The organism is Phytoactinopolyspora halotolerans (genome assembly GCF_010550675.1).
Taxonomy (GTDB): domain Bacteria; phylum Actinomycetota; class Actinomycetes; order Jiangellales; family Jiangellaceae; genus Phytoactinopolyspora; species Phytoactinopolyspora halotolerans.
Genome location: NZ_JAAGOA010000014.1, coordinates 186,094 through 206,472 on the forward strand (window position 1 = coordinate 186,094; position 20,379 = coordinate 206,472).

The window sequence follows — 20,379 nt, forward strand, 5'->3', positions numbered from 1 at the left end:
ACTTGTTGCCGGCCATCGGCGGGTCCTGCTTGCTGGCAGGATATTCGGGCAGGTCCGACCACATGGCGGGCTTACGTCGTCGATCCGCGGCGGGTCGGACATCCACGGTGCACGGACGTGACCGTAAAATCACCCGGGTGTCTCTAGCCTTGCCAGCATTCGCCCTGTCCCGCCGTCGCCTCATGGGCGCCGTCGTGCTGGCTGTCGGTGGTTTGACCGTCGGGGCGACAGCCGCTGCGGCAGAGGCGGCCGACGACGGGCCGGTGCGCGTCGCGACGGTCGATGAGATGATCGACCGATTGCGTGATGATCCGATTCTCGTGCAGCCGTCGATGGGTATGGGAGATTCGGCGCTGGCCCATGATGTGCTCACCGAGGCCGCTTCGGGCGCGGAGTTGCCGGTCTACGTGGTGTTGGCCCAGATGCCGGAGGAACTGGCGGATGGCGAACGGCCCGGCGAGCAGGTGGCCGTGCTCCTCCGGGACGAGCTTGGCGACGGTGTCTACCACGTAGAGTTCCTGGGAGAGTCGTCGTACACGGGAGTCTGGGGCGCTCCGGATGAATACGATTTCCGCGACGCGTATATCGCATTGCGGAACGCGGAAGAGAACGGACCGGGCGAGTACCCACGGGCCTCGGCACTGTTCGAGGCGGCCGTCGTGGCGCATGCCGCCGCCAGCCCCGGTCAGGAGCTGCCACAGTCTGTGGTCGACGACTATGCGAGCCGGCCGTGGGCGTTCATTCCCGAGTCGACCACGTCCATGGCCGACGCCAAGGCCACCCGCTGGGTCGCCACCCTGGCCACCGTCATCGGCGTATTGATCGCCGGGATCATCGTCACGCTGGGTGTGGTGCGAGCGAAGCCGCTGAAGACGAAGGCCGGGGTTCCGGCTCGCCGGTCCGCCCACGAGACGGTGCCGGAACAGATGGCGGACCGGGCGAGGAAGCGCCTGGCCAGCGCGCGTCGACGTTTCGAGGCGCTGCCGGGTACGGAGCTGACCGCGGACCCGGGCGAGAAGGCGGCAAGGGCGATCGACGCCGCCGAGCGCGTCCTGGACACTGGCGACGAGCTCGACGCGGTCGGTGCCTATGTGCTGGCGTTGATCGCCGACCGTGAAGTGGACCGTGTGAAAAGGCCTGAGCGTCCCGCCTTCCGGCCATGTTTCATCAACCCGCTGCACGGAGAGTCGCATGACACCGTGCGTGTGGGTGGATCGTCGATCGACGCGCCTGTGTGTTCGACGTGCGGCCGGCAGCAGGGCGCGTTTCTGTCGGTCCGCAAGGGCATCCGGGGGTGGGCGCCCTACGTTGAGACCGACACCGTCTGGGCGTGGACGGGCTATGGCGCGCTCGTCGGCGATCTCGCCGATCAGGTCTTGGCGGATCGGGGCGTGCGTCGATGAAAAGGCTGATCATAGGCTTGATCGTCACCTTGGTGTGCGCGGGCATCGGCGGTGCCGCGGCCTGGTGGGTCGCCTCGTCGGGCCTTCCGGCCGAGGTTGATACGACGACGGAGCGGGCTCGGCTGGCCGCCGACGGCCTGAGCGAATCGCACGTCTACGTCGACCCCAGTGTCGAAGGCATGTTCAGCGACGAGCAAATCGCCCGGATCGACGAGGCGGCGAATACGTCGGACCCGGAGGTTTTTGTGGTCGTCTGGCCGGAAAGCAGACAGGCCGGATACGGGCCCAGCAGCGATGTGCTGCGCCAAATCGGCCGGCTTCTGGACCGGCCCGGTGTGTACGTCCAGGTCAGCCCGGGTGACGCGCTGGACAGTGTGGACGTGGGCATCGACGGGGAGTACTTCTCCATCTACGAGTCGCCGGCTGAGGAATGGTCCAGCAGCCGGGAGACCACACTCCTGCTTGACAAGATCGCGGAGAACGACGGGCGCGAGTATGAGCTGGGGGAGGACACCGGTAGCGACTACTGGGGCGGTACCGCCGGCACCATCGGCGCCGGCGCGCTGATCGGTTCGTTCGGCGGTGGGCTAGTCGGCACTATCGCGCTGGTGGGCTGGTTCATCATGCGACGGCGAAGGGCGGGCGTGTGAGCGAGACGGAGTCTTACGAGCCGGATCCGGAGGCGATCGCGGCCGACCTGGCCGACGACGGGGTGCACGTGGACCCGGCACTCGAAGGTGCTTTCACCGACGAGCAGCTGAACGAGATCACCGCCCTGGCCGCCGATGCGGATCCGGCGGTGTACGTCATCGCGGTGCCGCTGGATCACGGGGCGGATCTGTCCTCCAACCAGCTCGTCACGCTGGTCAACCGGGAGCTTTCCGAGGACGGGATCTTCTTCGTCTCACGCGGATCGCTCGACTACGGCTGGCGGCTGGACAGCACCAGTTACGGCGAGCGATCCGGCAACGAGGACATGTTCGCCACCGGCGTCGCCGCTGACCGTTACCCGAGCGATCTCGGGCGGCAGGTGACCGATGCCCTGGCGATCTTCACCAGCGGAGACGCGGAGGCGATCTACGCCGAGCATTTCCCGGAGCGTTCGGAATCCGGCAGCGCTGAGAACACGGGAACGAGCGAGCCGACCCAGATCCTGGGCATGGATCCGTCCGTCGCTATCGGCGTGGCTGCCGGGATCGTGGTGGTGGCCGTACTCGCGGGCCTGAGCCGTCGCCGCGTCCGTCGTGGGGAAGTCGCTCTGAAGCGTCGGGCGCTGCGGCGGATCTCCTCTGCGCAGACCCAGGAATGGCGGCGGCGTGCCGAGGCCGAGAGCGCCGCGCTCGGTGAGCGGATCCGGGAGCTGGAGATCGACCAGCGCTCCGACAGCGACGCGTGGCGGGCGGCGCTCGACCATTACCAGGCCGCGACCGCCATCCTGGACCGTTCCCAGGACGCTGCCGACTCGGTCGGGGCGACGGTGCTCACCCGCCGCGGCGACGACGCCCTCGACCATGCGGTGGCTGGGAAGTCATGGACGCCGACGGTGGCCTGTTTCTTCAACCCCTTGCACGGCCCGGCGACGACGCAGGCGCCGTGGACGACGGCCGCCGGGATCCGCGAGGTGCCCTGCTGTCGCGCCTGCCGCCGCGACATCGGCAAGCGCCGCGAACCGGAGATCCTCGACCTCCCGACCGAGGACACCGTGGTGCACTATATGGACTCCGACGCCGAACCGTGGGCGTCGACAGGTTACGGGGCGCTAGCGCCTGACCTGCTCGACCGGTTGCGCCGCCGCTGACTCGAGTTCCGCCCGGGCAGGTCCGAGGTCGCCCATTCGACAGGCGCCAATGCCGCCGGGACTTCCGGGCAGCATCTCCTCCTATGGGTGATTACTGATCAATCGGCATTGAATGGGCTGATCGGCGGGTGAGAAGGTCGTCGTCGTTCAGGTGCTCGCCGAAGAGGGCGTCGTCGGTCATGATCACGAGGACGTTCGGTCGGTGATCGGACTCATGCCGTCCCCTCGCCGTGGACGTCTTGCGTCGCGGGCCCGCGGCCGATCCGCCGGATGAGTAGGTCGGAGTATTCCCCGATCAGGGGAGCCATCTGGCGGAAGCCGATCTTTCCGTACGTGTGCGGCGGCCCTCCGACCGTACCGTCGTCAAGCCATGTGAAGCAGGTCAGGTCGTTGATCACCAGGGTGATCGAAGGGCCTCGTTTCACGACGAGCATCCGGTAAGGCGGGTCGGCGTCTATCACTGAAGGAATCGGATCTGCGCCCTGGGCGACCAGGTGGAAACCGCGGCTTTTCCGCAGATTGCACGTGTGGAATGCGCGCTCGGTGGGTTGTTTTCGCCGAAAGTAGGAGATGTGATAAGCGTTGATATCGCCACTGTGGTATTGCTGATACGGGCCAGTTCGCCGGGCCAATTCTGGATCGAATATATCTCTACCGTCCACGCCCAGGGCAGCGAAGAAGAGTATCGCCAGCCCCGGCTCGCGGATAGGCCAGAAATTCCAGCTGATCGCGATGTCGTCCGGAAAATCCAGCGGGCACCACAAGACGATGTTGGCTGCCTGGCCATCGTCGACGTGTCTGGTGCTTTCCAACCTCATCCGGCCCAGCGGGAAACTGACTGCGCCGTAGCCCTCGAGCGTGAACCCGCCGACGTCGGACTCTTTGGCAAGTGCATTCCGATACAACACCTCGCCGAAGCCGTCAGAATAGGGCGCCATCACCAAATCCTTCGACAACATCCGATGGCCCAGGCCAATCAGTGTCACGTCCCATCTGCTCGGGTCCGCGGCGTTCTGTGGAATGTGACGGTGTGGGTGGCGCCGGCGGCGCCTCGGGTGTTCACGGAGAATGTGATGAGTGGCCGGATCCCGTGGACGGTGATCGTGTCGTCTGCGGTCCAGGACCGGTATCCGGCGCGGTCGACGCTGACAGTGAAGGACGCTGCCTCGTGTGTCGGGTCGGCCACCGCCACTTCCAGTTCACCAGCCCGTTCCTGCATGACCACTGAGCATGGCGCAGCGCTGACCGGGGCGAGCCGCATGGCGTCGGCGACCACGTACCCGTCGTCGGCGTCGTTGGTCACCTCGATGTAGTGGTCACCACCGGCGGTGAAGTCGAACGTACCGAGCTCGTTCCAGGCGGATCCGTCGACGCGCTGGTTGACCCGCACCGTGGTCTCGCCGTCCGCATGCCTGATGACGAACGGGGTGTTCGTGGCCCTGTTGTCGAAGGCGAACCACCATGCCTGGACCGAGTACCGGCCACTGGTCGGCACGTCGAGCCGGAACCGGGCGACGGCAGATCCGTCACCTGGTCCAGTGAAGGTTTGATTCTCCAAGTAGCGCAGGAATCCGTTGCTGCGTGCCCAGCTGCCGCTGACGATCTCGAATCCGGGATCATCGTCGTCGACGATGATCGTCGGCAGGTACGGACTGCCCGGCTCACCAATGGAGATGCCATCTACCGAGCCGGTGTCGAAGAAGCTGGCGGCGGTGATGCCGAGCCTGGGCACCCGCACCGCCTGGACGCGGGGGTCGTTCGCCAGGATCTGCACGTTTCCGGGGTCGTCGGCCAGCTCGGCGGTCCGGGCCGCCGTCGCTGTGGGGGCCAGCAGATAGGCGTACGTGCCCTCGGTCGGGTCGATGCCGTGGTCGTACCAGAGTGTGAGGTAGCGACGAGTGATCGGATCGGTGGGCGGATTGTTGTTGGTGGTGACGTCGGCCCAGCTGCCGGTGCGTTCCTCGCGGATCGCGTCGACGGCCCCGTCGCCGAGGAAGACGTAACCGCCCACCCCCTCCAGATGGGCCCACTGAGGGTTGGCGAACCGCTCGTTCCAGCCCTGGCGGGCCGGCTGCCTCGTGCCGTCGATGATCAGCGCGTTGTCCCCGTCGGTGTGCAGGCAACGGTTCTCGATGATCGTCTCCACGCGGTTGCCGCTGCCGCCGGTGATGCCGGCGCCGAGGGCGACCACGAAGTCGTCGAAGCAGAACCACGACTTCTTCGCCCGCACCGGCGGCAGGACCTCGGGCACGCTGTCGCGTCGGTCGACGATTCCCTCAAGATCCATGCCCACGGCCGCGAACGCGCCGTCCAGCACGGCGCCGCCGGTGAAGCTGGTTCGCATGCTGTGCGCATAGGAACCATCCGGCCGGTGCGGCAACTCCTGGGTGTCGACGGTGGTGCCGACGATGCGGTACGGATCCACCGTCGGCCAGTAGGAATCGCTGTATTGCCCGCCGTCGGAGTAGTTGTAGAGGTATGCCGCTCCGGCGCCCATGTGCCAGCCCTTTCGGTTCTCCCCGTTGAGGGTCTCGTAGGACCCGATCCGATTGTTGGACATCGCGATGGCCAGGGCCCAGCCCCGGCCGCGGTGGATTGCCCGGGCCATGTTGGCGAACATGGTGTGCCCGGTCGGCTCCGGCGCGGGTTGCACCGAGTCGTCGGCGAGCAGCTGAGTGACCGCGGCGGTCTTGGCCACGTCGGCGCCTTCCAGAGGATCATCCCAGGTGTCGCGTTGCAGCCATCCCTTGACGATCGACCGCCACCGCGCGGCCGTTGCCGAGTCCGCGGCCTGCGAGAGCAGAAGTACGTTGCCTTCGACCCCGTGGCCGCCGGTGTGCTCCGACCTCTCCCAGCGTGTGATCGTGCGTCCGGCCACCATGCTGGGTATCTGTCCGTCGATCATCATCGGGATGTAGGCGCGGTCCACGACATCGAAGAGGAACTCCTTCTCAGCCCCGACCAGGTCCCACGGCGATCCCGCGAGCAGGTTCAGCAGCCGGACGTTGCCGCCCAGGAAGACCAGGCCGTAGCCTCCGTTGTAGGCGATCCACTTGTGTTGAATGAACGATCCGTCGCGGTAGATCCCGCTTCCGTGGTCGGCGTAGACAAAGGCCTCGGCCAACGCGTCCCGCGCGGTAGTGACCCGCTCGGCGTTGTTGCCGGCGACGCCGCGCACCATCACGGCCTGACACAGATCAATGCGGTTCGCACCGTCGGAGACCACGCGCCGCGGGCTATCGGGCGGGTAGTTGTATCGCGGATCGGGGACGAAATGATCAATCGCGGCCAGGTAACGCTCGCGTGCCTCGGCCGGAATATGCTCATGCAGCAGGGAACACGTGGTGGCCAGGGGTCGCGTCGCGCCGATCTCCCACTGCCACCACCGGTGATCGAATTCGTGTTGATCTTCGTTGTAGGCCAGCCGGTTCCATAGCTCCAGGCCGGCCAGAATATCGGTGAGCACATTGGCGTCCCCTTCGAACTGCGAACCGGGCGTGCGGTAGGCGATCGCCATGTACTGCAGCCAGAGTACGGTCTCCTTCATCGTTCGCGAGTCGCCGTTGCTCTCCTGCTCCGTCATCGGCAGGTCGGTGAAGACCCGGGTCCGGTCGGGCGATCGCTCGATTCCGGCGACATAGGGCCGTACCCGCTCGTCGAGCGCCGCGACGGCCTGGGCGAGCGCGGGATCGGTCGGGTCGAAGTCGCCTCCGGTGACGAAGTCGTTCCACGTCGCGCGCATCGCGGCGAACGTCTCGTCATCACCAGGCGCCGCGACCGCCGCCGGTGAAGGCCAACCCACAAAACCGGCGACCGTGAGGCCGGCGGCGCCGGCGAGCACCTGGCGACGGGACACGCCAACGTCATGATGTTCAGACATCAATTCTCCCCTGGTCGAAGGTTGCACTGTCGAATGCGGCCATCAGGCCTGTTCGATTGCTTCTTCGTACTCGCGGCGCACCTGGTCGCCACCCTCACTCGCCCAGGTCTTGGGCAGATCGTCGAGCGCGGTCACGTCCTTGCGCCCGAGGACGATATTGGTCACCTCGTCGGTCACGAGTTGGTTGAGGGTCGCTTTCTTCTCCGAAGCGCTCAGTGAGTAGTAGCCGATGGTTGGATTCGGCAGGCCGATCTCCGCGATTCTCTGCTGCCACGCGTGGAACGGCTTCGTGTAGTCGTCTTCGTGGCCGGCGTAATAGAGGGCCTGCACCGACGCGGTGAGATACCGGTAGCTGTTGTAGACCTCCTTGTTGCCGAGATCGGTCAACGACGGCCCCTGGTCGGTCATCGTGTGATGCACGCCCTCGACGCCGTAGTTGAGCAGCTGATCCTCGGTGGAGCCGAATGGTGCGGCGCAGTAGTTCATGATGCCGAGCATCTCGTCGACCCGGTCTTCCGCGGTCTTGGTGACCGCGGCGAAGCTGAACGTCCCCTCGCTCAGCCAGTACGTCGGTTCGCCGCCGTCGTGTCCGAATGGGAATATGGCGGCGGTCTGGAAGTCCGGGTTGTGATCGATGTTGTTCTTGATCTGGGGGAGCCAACCGCCGTTGCCACCCTCATGGATGAAGATGCGTCCCGTGCTGTAGTGATCGTTGACGGTGGGGCCGTCCATGGTGGGGCTGTCCGGATGGAAAACGCCTGCCTCCCACAGTGTGCGGGTGTAGGCGATCGATTCCTTGAACTCGTCGGTCTCGATGTAGTAGGTGAGGCCGCTGTCGTCGTGGCGCCATAGGTTCGGGACGTTGAACATGGCCCTGATCAGGAAGAGCGAGAACGGGCCGTAGGCGCCGGTGTTGGTGTCGCCGATCGCGTACCGGCCCTCCTTCCGATCGGTGAGTTCCTGGCAGATTTCCAGAAACTCATCGGCGTTGGTCGGCATGGGGATGCTGCGCTGTTCGAAGAGGTCTTTGCGGTAGAACGTCGCGCGACCGAACGGGTTGCTGGCCTTCGGCACGCCGTAAATGCGCCCGTTGATGCGGGCGTTACGCCAGCTCAGTTCCGGAATGGCGGCGAGGTTCGGGTACTTCTTGACGTTGTCGCCGGATAGCTTGTCCGACAGGTCGACACACGCGGCGTCCAAGAAGTCGGCCAGCCGGGGCAGATTGGCCCATACTGGCAGCTGGATCAGTTCGGGTAGGTCGCCACCGGCGCTCACCGCGGCGAATCGAGTCTCGTATTCGGCGTCGGGTACGAAATCGAAGTCGATTTCAGCGTTGAGCTCTTCGTTGACCGCGGCGATGTATTGCGAGTTCGGCGCCGGCGGGTTGTAGGTGATCACCATGGCTTTCAGTGGTTCACCTGATCCCGGTGCAGAGGGGACAGACTTGACGAGATTCGTCGGCGCGGTGAAGTACCCGGGCTGGACACCGAGCTCGGAGCCGGGCAGGTCCGGTTCGGGAACGTTGCTGACGGGAACATAACTGGGCAGCGAAACGGTTTCGGAGTCCGTTCCGCCGCTGCTCGAACGGGAACCGGGACCGCCGTCGCCGCAGGACGCCAGCGCCGGTCCTGCGGCTATGGCCGCGCCGGACGCCACCGCGGCACGCAGCAGGGTCCGTCGCGTGATCGTGGGGGTGCGGGAGATGGCGAGGGTGCGGGAGCCTTTCACGATTCCTCCTTGAACGCGTGATGGTCGGGTAGGACGGCGGCTGCGTCGCAGCGGCTATCCTTTGACGGCGCCGATCACCACGCCCTTGGTGAAGTGGCGCTGGACGAACGGGAAAACGATGAGGATGGGAATGATCGCCAAGACGACAATGGCCATCTGAGTCGCCTGTTGTGGGGGTGGAATCTGGTTGGGATCCACTTCCAGCTGCTGGCCCTGCAACCCGTAGAGCCGCAGGATGACCTGCAGAGGCCACTTCGATTCATCCGTGATGAACAGCATCGCGTTGAAGAATGCGTTCCAGTAGGCGACGCCGTAGAACAGTGCGATCACCGACACCACGGCCTTGGATATCGGCAGCACGATGCGAAGCAGGATCCGCAACTCACTTGCGCCGTCAACACGGGCCGCGTCGAACAGCTCTTGAGGCAGGCGGGAGAAGAAGGTGCGGACGATAACGAAGTTGAACGCATTCATCGCAGTCGGCAGGATCAGCGACCAGTAGCTGTCCAGGAGTCCCAGCTGCTTGACCGTCAGATAGAGGGGAATGATCCCGGGCGCGAACAGCAGGGTGAAGAGCGCGGTGAAGAGCAGGGGACGGTGCGCGAACGAGTCCGGCCGTGACAGTCCATAGGCGGCGAGCACGGTGGCACTGACGCTGAGGACGACACCGATCCCCGTCACGCCGATGCTGACCAGCAACGCTCGAGCGACGACGCCGCCGAACAAGACCTGCTCGTAGGCGGCGAAGGAGATTTCGGTCGGGATGACGACAACCCCGCCGGCCTGTGCGATCGCGTATTCCGTGGACAGGCTGGTGGACACGACGACGAGGAACGGAAACAGCACCAGCGCGACGATGGTTGCCAGGGTGGCCGCCTTGACTACGGTGAGAAGCGGTGACGGCTTCTCCATCCAGACTGGTCGGTTCGCGGCATATCTCATGGGCGTCTGTACACTCCGTCCTCACCGAGCATGTGTGCGACCTTGTTGGCCGAAAGCACGAGGATCAGCCCGACGACCGCCTTGAACAGGCCCGCCGCGGCGGCGATCGACCAGTTCCCGCCCTGCACCCCGAAGTAGTAGACGTAGGTGTCCAGAACCTCGGCGGCATCGGGCCCGACGCTGTCGCGCTGCAGGAGTACCTGTTCGAACCCGATCGAGAGCGCGTCGCCCAGGCGCAGGAGTATCAAGATGATGATCACCGGCCGGATCCCCGGCAGGGTGATGTGAAACATGCGCCGCCAGTACCCGGCACCGTCCACTGCGGACGACTCGTAGAGTTGGGAATCGATCGCGGACAGAGCGGCAAGGAAGATGATGCAGGCCCAGCCGGCGTCCTTCCAGATCACCTCCGCCACCAGTAGCAACTTGAACACCGACGCGTTTCCGATGATGTGCACCGGTTCCATGTCGTGGCGCAGCAGGAACTGGTTGATGACTCCCGCTCCGCCCAGCACCTGAGTGAACAGGGCGACGATGACGACCCAGGAGATGAAGTGCGGCAGGAACATCACGCCCTGGACGAACTTCTTGATGCGCTCGTGAAAAAGGCTGTCGAGCAACAGGGCCAGAGCGATGGGCACAGGGAAGAACAGCAGCAGGTTGAGCAGCGTGATGATCAGCGTGTTGGCAACGGCGTTCCAGAACGCCGGGTCGGCGAACAAGGCCCGGAAATTCGCCAGACCGACGAACTCGGCGTTCCGGAATCCCAGGAACGGCACGTAATCCTGGAAGGCGATCACATTGCCCAGGAGCGGCAGGTACTGGAACAGGATCAGGAGTAATAGTCCGGGCACGGTCATCAGCAGCAGTGCTCGGTCTCTGCGCAACCGATGCCGCCACAACCGGCGGTGATTCCCAGGGGGACGGGTGGAGCCCGTCACCGATCCGGTTCCTTGCCGCTGACCGGGCGGATCAGCGGCTACGGCGCGCGGTCCGGCGGATGCTGAGCGGCTGGAGGCCATATGCGTGCCTGCCGCCGCCTCCTGGTCAGACTTCATGGGCGGATCTACGCGCCGAGGTCGACCGAATACTCGGCACGGTCGGTAGAGAAGAGCCGCAACCGCCCGTGTACGCAGTCGCGAGTGAATCGGTCACGTCGGCCACAGTGTCCCGTCGGTTGATCACGACGAGTTGCTTCATATCGGACTCCTCTCCCAGTCGCCGGCCGGAGCAGTAAGCGCTATCCGGCCGTGGCGAACGGCGTCATGCCGCACATTAGCCTCAGAACGAAGCAGTTGTCTAGACTTTTATGCGAGGTTATCTAGAGTTATCCTGTAGACTCGTACGACGATCGGCTGGGGCTGTCCAGTGACTGCTACACAGGAGGCGGCCTACGGCCCAGCATCGGTGGACGGTTCCTGCCGGATAGAAAGTCTGACCATGACACGCCACACGACATCCGCCCATCAGACGATCGAGCTGCACCTTCGTGAGCTCATCGCCGCTGCGTCCCCTGGCGATCGCTTGCCCGGCGACAAGGACCTGAGTGAACAGTTCGGCGTCAGCCGGATGACCGCGCGACAGGCCGTATCGAATCTCGTGGGCGAGGGCCGCGTCTATCGCATCCGTGGCAGTGGCACCTACGTCGCCAATGACGCGGTGCATCGGCGCGTGACCCGGTTCCTGTCGTTCACCGAGCACATGCACCGGCATGGCCGGCGCCCATCGGCTCGCGTCCTCGAGACGGGAAGCCGGGTCGGCACTCGGCAGGAAAATCACGATCTGGACCAGGGCGTCAACGGGCAGATCTACTACCTGACCTGGGTCTTGCTGGGTGACGACATTCCGATCGCACTGGAGGAGGTGCTGCTGCCGGCCGTATGCGCCGAGGTGCTCGACACCGATCTCAGTTCAGGATCGCTCCATCCCGCGCTCGCCGCCATCGGTCACGAACCGGTCCGGGCTCAGGGCACACTCACCGCCGCGTCGGCAGCACAAGATGTCGCCCGCCTGCTCGAGGTGCCGACCGGAGCAGCGCTGCTGGTCCAGCAGCAGATCGTGCGAGAGGCGAGCGGAACTCCGGTCCAACTTGCCGCGACCCGCTACGTCGGCGAACGAATGGTATTCGACATCGATCAGGAGAAGCACAGTTACGCCGACCCCCATGAGCGTCGCCGCGAGCCGTTCTACGGCGTCGCATCAATGTCGGATCGCAACGAGAGGGGCAATTCAATGGCGCCTTCGGCCGCCGACCGCACCGGACGCTTGTCCGTTCCTGAGGCGGAGCTGTCCGTCCCGGGTGGGCTACCGGATCCGCTCGTGGCGGCGGACGGAACACCGGTCACATCGGCAGATGATTGGACGAGACGACGTGCCGAGCTGATCGACCTGTTCGAGCGGCATGTGTACGGACGCACTCCCTCGAAGAGGGTCACGATGGATTCGGAGGTGATCGCCTCCAACCCCGGTGCCGTCGAGGGTCGCGCCACCCGGACCGAAATCCAGCTACGTTTCGCCGGCGGCCCAACTGCGAATCTGCTGCTGTATGTGCCGAACGCGGTCACGGAGAGGTGCCCCGCCTTTCTCGGTCTGAACTTCTGGGGTAATCACGAACTCGAGTCCGACCCAGAGATCGTGTTGTCTCAACAATGGATGCGCGGGCACGGTGTCGGTGTCGTCGGCAATCGTGCCACCGAGGCGTCAAGAGGATGCGAGGCGGACCGGTGGCCGCTGGCCCAGATCCTGGACCGGGGATATGCCTTGGCCACGATGTATTGCGGTGATCTCGATCCCGATTACGACGACGGCTTCGCCAACGGCATCCATCCGCTGTTTTATGGTCCCGGTCAGACCCGGCCGGCTCGCGACGAGTGGGGGACGCTCGGCGCGTGGGCGTGGGGACTCAGCCGCGCCCTGGACTACCTCGAAACCGATTCGCGCATCGACGCCGGGCAGGTGATCGCATTCGGGCATTCACGGCTGGGGAAAGCCGCTCTCTGGGCCGCCGCACAGGACACGCGCTTCGCGATGGCGGCCAGCAACAACTCCGGGTGTGGCGGCGCCGCCCTGTCGCGGCGCCGGGTCGGCGAAACCGTCGAGGCGATCACCAGACGATTCCCGCACTGGTTCTGCACCGCATTCAACGATTACGTCGATCGTGAGGACGCACTTCCGGTCGACCAGCACGAACTCATCGCACTGATCGCGCCGCGACCGGTATGCATCGGCAGCGCGGTAGGCGACGAGTGGGCCGATCCCGCCGGGGAGTTCTTGAGCGCCCGATACGCCGATCCGGTCTATCGCCTACTCGGCGTCGAGGGCTTCTCCGGCACGGACATGCCCGATCCCGGCGAAGCCGTGACGAGCCGAATCGCGTACCACCTTCGCCCTGGCGGGCACGGCATCACCGTTCATGACTGGACCCGCTATCTCGACTCAGCCGATCGTCAGCTGGGGGCGTACCTGGCACTGACACGGCCTACAGCCGAAGCATCATCCCTGCAAAATTGAACGCCCCCTTGTCGATGGCGGGAGGAAAAGTGGCGGTAGAGCGGAGAGTAGGCCGGCGGGATTTCCTGCTGGGAACTGGGGGAGGCCTGGCCGCGGTGGCAGCCTGGCCGCCGGCGGGCTGGGGCCCCCGTGCTGCCCCGAATGCTTCGTGGAAATCGCTCTGGGCCCGCGAGGATGCGAGCGGGGTGCTGGTCTACAGGGCAGACATGAAGGGAAACCGGATTCCCGACTTCAGCTATGCGGGATACCGCAATGGCGCCGGGTTGCCGGACGTTCCGGTCGCTATGTCCATCGGTCCGGTTGCCGGAGACAACACGAACCATATCCAGAGCGCCATCAACACAGTGAGCAATCTCGATCAGGATGCGAACGGGCACCGGGGCGCGTTGTTGCTGGCACCCGGCACCTACGACGTGCGTGGCGGACTCACCATCAATGCCAGCGGCGTGGTACTGCGTGGTGCCGGCGATGGATCCGATCCGGCGTCGAACACGGTGATCCGAGCGACGGGTGCCGACCTGGCTGGGCCCGCCGTCATAGACGTCGGCGTGCACGACCCCACCCCGTGGGCCGGGAGGGACGGAAACGCGGTCGACATCGTCAGCGATTTCGTTCCGGTCGGCGCCCGTACGTTCCGAGTCAGCAACGCAAGCGGGCTGGCGGTCGGCGACAACATCATCATCGAGCATCCGTGCACGCAACAGTGGCTCAACGCGGTCGATGGCGGCGGCACCGGAAGTGGTCCTGCGTGGGCTGTGGGGGAGTTGCCGATCCGGTATAACCGGTTCATCATGGCCGTCGACGGAGATCTGGTCACGATCGACGCGCCCGTCTTCAATCACCTGAATCGGCAGCACGCGCAGAGCTATCTTTACAAGTGGAACCGGGCGGGTCTGATTGCCGAGTCCGGGGTTGAATCACTTCGCGTCGATATCGTCTTCAGCGGGAACGGCGAGGACGAGACACACCCACGGCACGCCATCCGGTTGGGAAATCCTGCAGGACGGATGGGTGAGAGATTGCACGGCTTTGCATTTCTGGGGCTCTGGCGTCGTGACGAATGGCGCTGTGCGGTGCACGATAGAAAGCTGTCAGGCGCTTGATCCGAAATCGCTCGTGACCGGATCGCGGAGGTACAACTTCTGTGTCTCATCTCATTCCCAGTTGATCATCTTCAAAGACTGTGTGGCCACGCATGCCAGGCACGCCTATATTTCGAATGGGAAGAGCACGTGTTCTGGTGTGGTGTTCCTCGACTGTGTCTCTCAGCATAGCCTTCTCATGAGTGAGGGCCACCGGAAATGGACCCAAGGTCTGCTTTTCGACGGCTTCAGAGGACAGTCACCCGAGAGTGAGCGAGTACTCGGACTACTCAACCGTGGGCACTACGGAAACAACCACGGATGGGCTTCGGCACACTCGGTTGCCTGGAACTGCACGGTGCCGACCGACAATCACATCGTCGTGCAACAGCCGCCGACTGCGCAGAACTGGGCAATCGGCTGCGCCGGCACGGTTACCGGAGTCGGAGCGTTCGACCATCCCCCTGGCAAGATCGAGGGCGCCAATCAACCAGGCCTCACTCCCGCCTCGCTGTATCGCGCCCAGCGGCAGCAACGCCTGCAGAGGTCGTACCGGCACCACTGGGCGATCGCCGATGCTTATGTGCGTGGCGGCGATTACAGCGCGCTGAACTATGGCGATTCAAACAAACTTCTCATCAAGGAGGCCAGCGCCGACTATCGTCGGTGGGCGTATATGAAGTTCGACCTGGCGGGGGAGAACCACAACGAGATAACCGCTGTTCGGCTGCGGCTCAATGCTGCCGTGAAATCCGGCGACCATTCGATCTGGGTCAGTGCCTACGGTGTTCCGAACACGAGCTGGATAGAAACGGGCATCACGTGGGCGAATAAGCCCGCCCTGGACTCGCATGTGCAGAGTTCACGCCCGGTCGCGGGCCCGGCCGCAGAGTTCGAATGGGATGTAACCGACTGGGTGCTTGCCGAACTAGAGAGCGGTCGCACCGTCGTCAGCCTCGCGATCCTGTGCCCGAGTGCCAATAATGAGGTCGTGATGGTGGATGCTCGCGAAGATTCCTCTGGAATCGGACCACAACTGTTGGTGAATGCGTAGGCTCGCCACTGTTCTTGTGGCCTAGTTGAACAGTGCGCCACGTAGCCCTGTGAGGCATGCCGTACCGGGCCCAGTTCGTCACTGAACGATATGACGGTTTAGCGCACGATGGTCTACGCGAAGGCGGGAGAACTGATGTCCACAGCAGCTCGGCCCGACATCGTTGTCGTCTTGGCCGATGATCTGGGGTTCTCGGACATTGGTTGCTATGGGGGAGAGATCGAGACGCCGAACCTGGACCGGGTCGGCCGGGCGGGCGTGCGGTTCACGCAGTTCTACAGTACGCCGCGGTGCAGTCCTTCGCGGGCGGCGTTGTTGACCGGACTGCACCCACACCAGGTCGGGATCGGGATCCTCACCGGTGATGAGCGGCCGTTCGGCGGCTATGCGGGGAACCTGTCCGAGCGTTGTGTCACGGCGGCCGAGGCTCTGGGTGCGGCTGGATACGGCACGTACATGAGTGGCAAGTGGCATCTGGCGGCGGACGTGGAGAATCCGACATCCGCGTGGCCGACTCGTCGGGGATTCGACCGCTTCTATGGGACCTTGGCGGGCGCGGGCTCGTTCTACGACCCGAAGACTCTCACCCGCGGGGAGACGGATGTTCACGACGCGGAGGTGGCCGATCCGGATTTCTTCTACACCGACGCGATCACCGAGAATGCCGTTCGGTTCATTGAGGATCATGATCTCGACCGCGGGTCCGATCCGTTGTTCCTCTACCTTCCCTACACGGCGCCGCATTGGCCGCTGCATGCACCCGAAGGGGAGGTCGCTCGCTATCGAGGGCGGTTCGATGCGGGCTGGGACGAGCTTCGAACGGAGCGGATGAAGCGGCTGATGGCGCAGGGGATCATCGACGTGTCGTTCACGATGAGCGAGCGCGACTCGGAGGTGCCGGCGTGGGACGACGTCGCGGACAAGGAGTGGGAGGCACGGCGGATGGAGGTCTACGCCGCGCAGGTCACCCAGATGGACGCCGGAATCGGGCGGGTGCTTGAGACGTTGGAGCGGCGCGGCCGGTTGGAGAACACCCTGTTCCTGTTCTTGTCCGACAACGGCGGCTGTGCCGAAGAACTCGCGGTGCCGGAGCCGGGTTCACCCCGGCGTGGGCCACGTATGGTGCCTGAGCGGACGCGGCAGGGCGCGTCGATCAAGGTCGGGAATGCAGCGAACGTCGAGCCCGGAACTGAGGACACGTTCAGCAGTTACGGCCGGCATTGGGCGAATCTGTCGAATACACCGTTCCGGGAATACAAACACTGGGTGCACGAGGGTGGCGTGGCCACGCCGATGATCGTGTACTGGCCGGCCGGGTTGGGCACGCCCGGGTCGCTGTGTACGAGTCCGCGTCATATTGTCGACGTGATGCCGACGTTTCTCGACGTCGCGCGGGCGGAGTACCCGGCGCAACGTGGCGGAGAACCGGTGCCGCCGCTCGAGGGAGCAAGCTTGGTGCCGTTGCTGCGCGGTGAGCCGACGCAGGATCATGAGTTGTTCTGGGAGCACGAGGGGAACGCCGGTCTACGCCGTGGTCGCTGGAAGCTGGTGCGCAAGCATGCGCAGCCGTGGGAGTTGTACGACATGAGCATCGACCGCACCGAGCTGAACGATGTCGCGGCCGAACATCCGGAGATCGTGACCCGCATGGCCGCCGCCTACGAGGAGCGGGCCCAACGCTACGGGGTCATCCCTCGCGAGCAGATTCTGGCCGGACAGCTAGGTCTCGCCGACGACGATGTCCCTGAGCTCGATGAGGGCCTCGATTCGATAGCTGGCCTCGGAGAAGTCGGATGAATGAGTGAAGTCGTTGTGGACGATGGCACAGTCGATGCCGGCCGCCACGGCTGACGTCAGCCCTCGGGGGGAGTCCTCCACGACGAGTGTCTCTTCCTTGGTGGCTCCGAAGCGTTTTAAGCCGGTCAGGTATGGCTCGGGGTGCGGCTTGGCGCGCCTGTAGTCTTCGCGAACGAGAACGAAGTCCATGAACTGTCTGATGTGTCGCTTCTCGTGGATGAGCTCGAAGTCCGCACGTTTGGCAGTCGTCACAATGGCCATGCGGGTGTGCTGTGACAACTCGGCGAGTGCCTCGATGACGCCTTCGATCTCGATGCTCTCTGTTCTCAGGTATTCCTGGTAGTAGTCATTACGCGCCTTGCGCTGTCTGTCGATGGTCTGCTCGTCGATGCCCGCCGCCCTAGCTTGGGCCCAGGTGCCCAATCCCTGGTTCATGTCCCGGAGGTACCGATCCATGTCCAGGGTCAGTCCCACGTCGGCCAGGGCACGTTCCCCAGCCTTGTAATACCAGAACTCGGTATCCACGAGAACACCATCGTGGTCGAAGAGTATGTACGTCTTCACGCTCTTTCCTCTCCTAGGTCCGCCGCGCCCTCTGCTGGGACGACTGGGAGATCTTGTGTTCCGGAGCCCGGCTCCACGGTTGTCGTTGAGGTGCTCGGCCGATAGTCGTTGCTGTCCGTGAGTAGGCAGGCCCGGTTGTTGTGACCAAGGGTGATATCATGCGATATCGGAGGTGGTGGCCATGACCGACTTGCTTATACGCAACATAGATGAAGAGGTTGTGCGGCGGATCGATGCCCACGCCGAGCGGCAGGGACTGTCGCGGAGCGAGTACTTGCGGCGAGAGGTGTCGCGGCTGGCCGAGATCGGCGCCCGGCCAGCCACCCGTGCTGACCTGGCGCGTTCGGCGGAGTTGTTCGCGGATCTGGCGGACGAGTCGGTGATGGAACAGGCGTGGTCGTGACCGATCTGTGGATCATTGACAAGTCTGCCTACGTTCGTCTGCATGCGTCGCCGGACGCCGATGAATGGCTGGATCGGATCAATCGGGGGTTGGTCCGGGTGACCACGGTGACGCTGTTGGAGATGGGGTTTTCTGCCCGTTCTGGTCGAGACTGGCGGCGCGGGATCGAGGAGCCGCCGGCCGCGAACCTGCCGATCGAAAACCTTACACCGCGTATGGAGACACGTGCAGTCGAAGTGCAGCGACTGCTCGCAGCACAAGGACACCATCGCGACGTGAAGATCCCTGACCTGCTGATCGCCGCTGCGGGCGAACTGGCTGGGCTTACTGTCCTGCACGTCGACAAAGACTTCGATCTCATCGCGGATCTCACGGGCCAGCCTGTCGAACGACTCCGGGGTGATTTCTAGCCGACCGCCGCTGCCGCCCGTGCGCATCATCGGCGGCCTTGCTGCGATGGCGTCCCCGTGGAGTACGCGTATCAGAGCTGGAGTGCGGTCTACCCGGGTGACATCCTGTCCGCACTGGCGCCACGGCTGCCGCGGCTGGGACCGCCGTGGTAGGTGCGGCACCCGACGCGTGTCGATCGCGCTGGCGGGGCGCGGCCTGGCCGCCCGCGGGCACGAGAGCGAGGCGTGTATCCTCATCACCATCTGCGAGCAGTACAGCGACAAGGCCCGCGTCACTTCGTGTTGATCTTCAATCACTGTTGTCCCGCTTCGCTTCGGCCTACGGATGGCCGCTGCGAGGAGAACGGCTCAGATGCTCCCGGCGGGCCGCCAATCTCCGGACAGCTATGAGTCAGCGCGGAAGCCTCATCACACAGCGGCTCGTCGGCGAGCTTACGTGCGAGGAGGCAGTCACCGATGTGCCGAAAGAAACGCGTTGAGCCGCGCCGAGAAGGCCGCAGATTCTTCCGTCCACGGTGAATGCCCCGCATTGGGGATGGCCGCGAGCGTAGCGTTTGGCAGAACATCGAGGAGCCTTCGGCTGTTGGCCAGCGGCCGGGGATCTTCCTCACCGTGGATGACCAGCGTTGGTGCGGTTACCTCCTTTGCGAGCGCGAGCTCGTCGGGTTTGGCTCCCCAGAGTTCTCGGTTAGCCCGCCAGTTGATCTCGAAGGGGACGGAGGCTGCCGCGCGTGCCCAGGCTTCAGCCTGCGAAGGGTCGGCGTAGCCGGGCAGCCAGCACAGCGTGCGGAACTCGACTTCCTCCTCCCAGGTACGTCTCTGCCGTTCCAGTTCGTCGCGCCGCTGCTGTTGCTCGGTGCTGAGGCGCTTGGCGACTTCCGCGTTATGAGGTGCCCACCATTCCGTCCCCGGTCCGGTCCCGCTGCAGTAGATCACCGCGTGCGCGTGTTCGGGATGGGTCCAGGCGTAGGCGAGAACGAGGGTAGCTCCCCATGAGTGGCCGAAGAGTGTCCATCGGTCATAACCCCAGTGTCGGCGTAGTCCATCGAGGTCGGCGATCGCTCGGTCCAGCCGGTAGTTGTGCGGTCCGGTCGAGCGTCCGCAGCCGCGCTGGTCGTAGCGATGGGCGTGATAGGTCGAGTCGATCATGGCGGCAACCGGGCCGAGGTCGTCCCACAGACCGGGCCCACCGTGGCAGAGGACTACAGGCGGCCCGTCGGTGGGGCCGGAACTCATCGTCCACAGTTGTGCGTTGTCGTCGACGGTCACCGCGCGTTCTCGTATCTCTTTCACCAGGACAGGCTCCCGACTCGGAACACCGCGACACGCACTGATCCACAAGAAGTATGCCAGCCACGTCGTCGCCACCGCCGGTGCTTGGGCATTCGATCACGACGGCTGGACGCTGGAGTCCGAACCACCACGTGTTGTGACCGTGGACTTCGAGCCTGAGACGAGGTGGCAGCTGGAGCGGCTCAACCCCGGGAGGCCGTCGTCGCTGTCGGTACGTCCGAGCAGCCTCACACGATTCAGCTGTGGCACAGCATCCTGCCCAGGGTCAGGGCACAGTTCATGCGCCTCGGCGGATACCACTCGAGTCCATCCGACATCGTCGACGAACACACGCAGCTCCTCGACGCGCTCAAGACGTGGGCGCTGCCGGAGATCCATAAGCTTCTTGACGAACACGTTTCCGGCGCTGCGCGGCGCCTGCTTGCGCGCAAGGATGCCGCCGGCGCCTGAGGGGTACGGACTTCCTCGTTGCGTGCGGCGTGCGGCGGTGAGGGCACATGCTCGCATCCGGCGTC

At 64.6% G+C, this 20,379-nt stretch carries 17 protein-coding genes; 10 read left to right on the forward strand and 7 right to left on the reverse strand.

Annotated elements, in window-relative coordinates:
• Positions 1-107 precede the first annotated feature (107 nt).
• The 3 genes from G1H10_RS19850 to G1H10_RS19860 are packed head-to-tail and all read left to right on the forward strand — an operon-like array spanning position 108 to position 3,201.
• Positions 108-1,403, forward strand: a complete 1,296-nt coding sequence (locus tag G1H10_RS19850) for a hypothetical protein (RefSeq protein WP_163740935.1) — start codon at positions 108-110, stop codon at positions 1,401-1,403.
• Positions 1,400-2,053 (forward strand): hypothetical protein, encoded by a 654-nt coding sequence (locus G1H10_RS19855; RefSeq protein WP_163740937.1) that lies wholly within the window; start codon positions 1,400-1,402, stop codon positions 2,051-2,053. Before G1H10_RS19850 ends, G1H10_RS19855 begins: the two co-directional genes overlap by 4 nt.
• On the forward strand, positions 2,050-3,201 hold the full coding sequence (locus G1H10_RS19860; RefSeq protein WP_163740939.1) for a hypothetical protein: 1,152 nt from the start codon (positions 2,050-2,052) through the stop codon (positions 3,199-3,201). The genes G1H10_RS19855 and G1H10_RS19860 overlap by 4 nt, the downstream gene beginning before the upstream one ends.
• 212 nt (positions 3,202-3,413) lie before the next feature.
• On the opposite strand, the gene G1H10_RS19865 is transcribed toward G1H10_RS19860, so the two are convergent.
• From G1H10_RS19865 to G1H10_RS19885, 5 genes are read right to left on the reverse strand one after another with little or no spacing between them, the layout of a single operon-like run.
• Entirely contained in the window at positions 3,414-4,187 is a 774-nt protein-coding gene (locus G1H10_RS19865; protein ID WP_216853463.1) for a DUF1961 family protein, read from the reverse strand.
• Positions 4,184-7,081 carry a polysaccharide lyase family 8 super-sandwich domain-containing protein gene (locus G1H10_RS19870; protein WP_163740941.1) on the reverse strand — a complete coding sequence of 966 codons (2,898 nt, stop codon included), beginning with the start codon at positions 7,079-7,081 and terminating at the stop codon, positions 4,184-4,186. Before G1H10_RS19870 ends, G1H10_RS19865 begins: the two co-directional genes overlap by 4 nt.
• Before the next feature lie 42 nt (positions 7,082-7,123).
• Complete coding sequence (locus G1H10_RS19875; RefSeq protein ID WP_163740942.1) at positions 7,124-8,809, reverse strand: extracellular solute-binding protein; 1,686 nt, start codon at positions 8,807-8,809, stop codon at positions 7,124-7,126.
• A gap of 54 nt (positions 8,810-8,863) precedes the next feature.
• A complete protein-coding gene (locus tag G1H10_RS19880) occupies positions 8,864-9,751 on the reverse strand; it encodes a carbohydrate ABC transporter permease (RefSeq protein ID WP_163740944.1) in 888 nt (295 codons plus the stop codon).
• On the reverse strand, positions 9,748-10,809 hold the full coding sequence (locus G1H10_RS19885; protein ID WP_216853464.1) for an ABC transporter permease: 1,062 nt from the start codon (positions 10,807-10,809) through the stop codon (positions 9,748-9,750). Before G1H10_RS19885 ends, G1H10_RS19880 begins: the two co-directional genes overlap by 4 nt.
• Before the next feature lie 382 nt (positions 10,810-11,191).
• On the opposite strand from G1H10_RS19885, the gene G1H10_RS19890 reads away from it, so the two are divergent.
• The 4 genes from G1H10_RS19890 to G1H10_RS19905 all read left to right on the forward strand — a co-directional run bounded on the left by G1H10_RS19890 (position 11,192) and on the right by G1H10_RS19905 (position 17,194).
• Positions 11,192-13,261, forward strand: coding sequence for a GntR family transcriptional regulator (locus G1H10_RS19890; protein ID WP_163740946.1), 2,070 nt, complete (start codon positions 11,192-11,194; stop codon positions 13,259-13,261).
• 95 nt (positions 13,262-13,356) lie between these two features.
• Positions 13,357-14,364, forward strand: a complete 1,008-nt coding sequence (locus G1H10_RS19895) for a hypothetical protein (protein ID WP_163740948.1) — start codon at positions 13,357-13,359, stop codon at positions 14,362-14,364.
• A gap of 337 nt (positions 14,365-14,701) precedes the next feature.
• Positions 14,702-15,397: a CBM96 family carbohydrate-binding protein gene (locus G1H10_RS19900; RefSeq protein ID WP_163740950.1), complete on the forward strand. Its 696-nt coding sequence runs from the start codon at positions 14,702-14,704 to the stop codon at positions 15,395-15,397.
• A 135-nt stretch (positions 15,398-15,532) separates the two neighbouring features.
• Entirely contained in the window at positions 15,533-17,194 is a 1,662-nt protein-coding gene (locus G1H10_RS19905; RefSeq protein WP_163740952.1) for an arylsulfatase, read from the forward strand.
• Here the strand turns inward: G1H10_RS19905 and G1H10_RS19910 are convergent.
• Complete coding sequence (locus G1H10_RS19910; protein WP_163740954.1) at positions 17,117-17,758, reverse strand: HAD family hydrolase; 642 nt, start codon at positions 17,756-17,758, stop codon at positions 17,117-17,119. The genes G1H10_RS19905 and G1H10_RS19910 overlap by 78 nt on opposite strands.
• 181 nt (positions 17,759-17,939) lie before the next feature.
• Here G1H10_RS19910 and vapB point away from each other — a divergent pair, with 181 nt between their 5' ends.
• Together vapB and G1H10_RS19920 are read left to right on the forward strand one after the other, a co-directional pair.
• Positions 17,940-18,161, forward strand: a complete 222-nt coding sequence (gene vapB / locus G1H10_RS19915) for a type II toxin-antitoxin system VapB family antitoxin (RefSeq protein WP_163740956.1) — start codon at positions 17,940-17,942, stop codon at positions 18,159-18,161.
• On the forward strand, positions 18,152-18,571 hold the full coding sequence (locus tag G1H10_RS19920; protein WP_216853465.1) for a PIN domain nuclease: 420 nt from the start codon (positions 18,152-18,154) through the stop codon (positions 18,569-18,571). Before vapB ends, G1H10_RS19920 begins: the two co-directional genes overlap by 10 nt.
• Before the next feature lie 450 nt (positions 18,572-19,021).
• On the opposite strand, the gene G1H10_RS19925 is transcribed toward G1H10_RS19920, so the two are convergent.
• On the reverse strand, positions 19,022-19,840 hold the full coding sequence (locus G1H10_RS19925) for an alpha/beta fold hydrolase (protein WP_163740957.1): 819 nt from the start codon (positions 19,838-19,840) through the stop codon (positions 19,022-19,024).
• 189 nt (positions 19,841-20,029) lie between these two features.
• Here G1H10_RS19925 and G1H10_RS19930 point away from each other — a divergent pair, with 189 nt between their 5' ends.
• On the forward strand, positions 20,030-20,314 hold the full coding sequence (locus G1H10_RS19930) for a hypothetical protein (RefSeq protein WP_163740959.1): 285 nt from the start codon (positions 20,030-20,032) through the stop codon (positions 20,312-20,314).
• Positions 20,315-20,379: the final 65 nt, after the last annotated feature.

What these genes read in the sequence shown, in the direction of transcription:
- G1H10_RS19870 (WP_163740941.1), bottom strand. Translation starts at nt 7,081, where the DNA reads ATGTCTGAACATCATGACGTTGGCGTGTCCCGTCGCCAGGTGCTCGCC.
- vapB (WP_163740956.1), top strand. Translation starts at nt 17,940, where the DNA reads ATGACCGACTTGCTTATACGCAACATAGATGAAGAGGTTGTGCGGCGG.
- G1H10_RS19905 (WP_163740952.1), top strand. Translation starts at nt 15,533, where the DNA reads ATGTCCACAGCAGCTCGGCCCGACATCGTTGTCGTCTTGGCCGATGAT.
- G1H10_RS19890 (WP_163740946.1), top strand. Translation starts at nt 11,192, where the DNA reads ATGACACGCCACACGACATCCGCCCATCAGACGATCGAGCTGCACCTT.
- G1H10_RS19855 (WP_163740937.1), top strand. Translation starts at nt 1,400, where the DNA reads ATGAAAAGGCTGATCATAGGCTTGATCGTCACCTTGGTGTGCGCGGGC.
- G1H10_RS19880 (WP_163740944.1), bottom strand. Translation starts at nt 9,751, where the DNA reads ATGAGATATGCCGCGAACCGACCAGTCTGGATGGAGAAGCCGTCACCG.
- G1H10_RS19885 (WP_216853464.1), bottom strand. Translation starts at nt 10,809, where the DNA reads ATGAAGTCTGACCAGGAGGCGGCGGCAGGCACGCATATGGCCTCCAGC.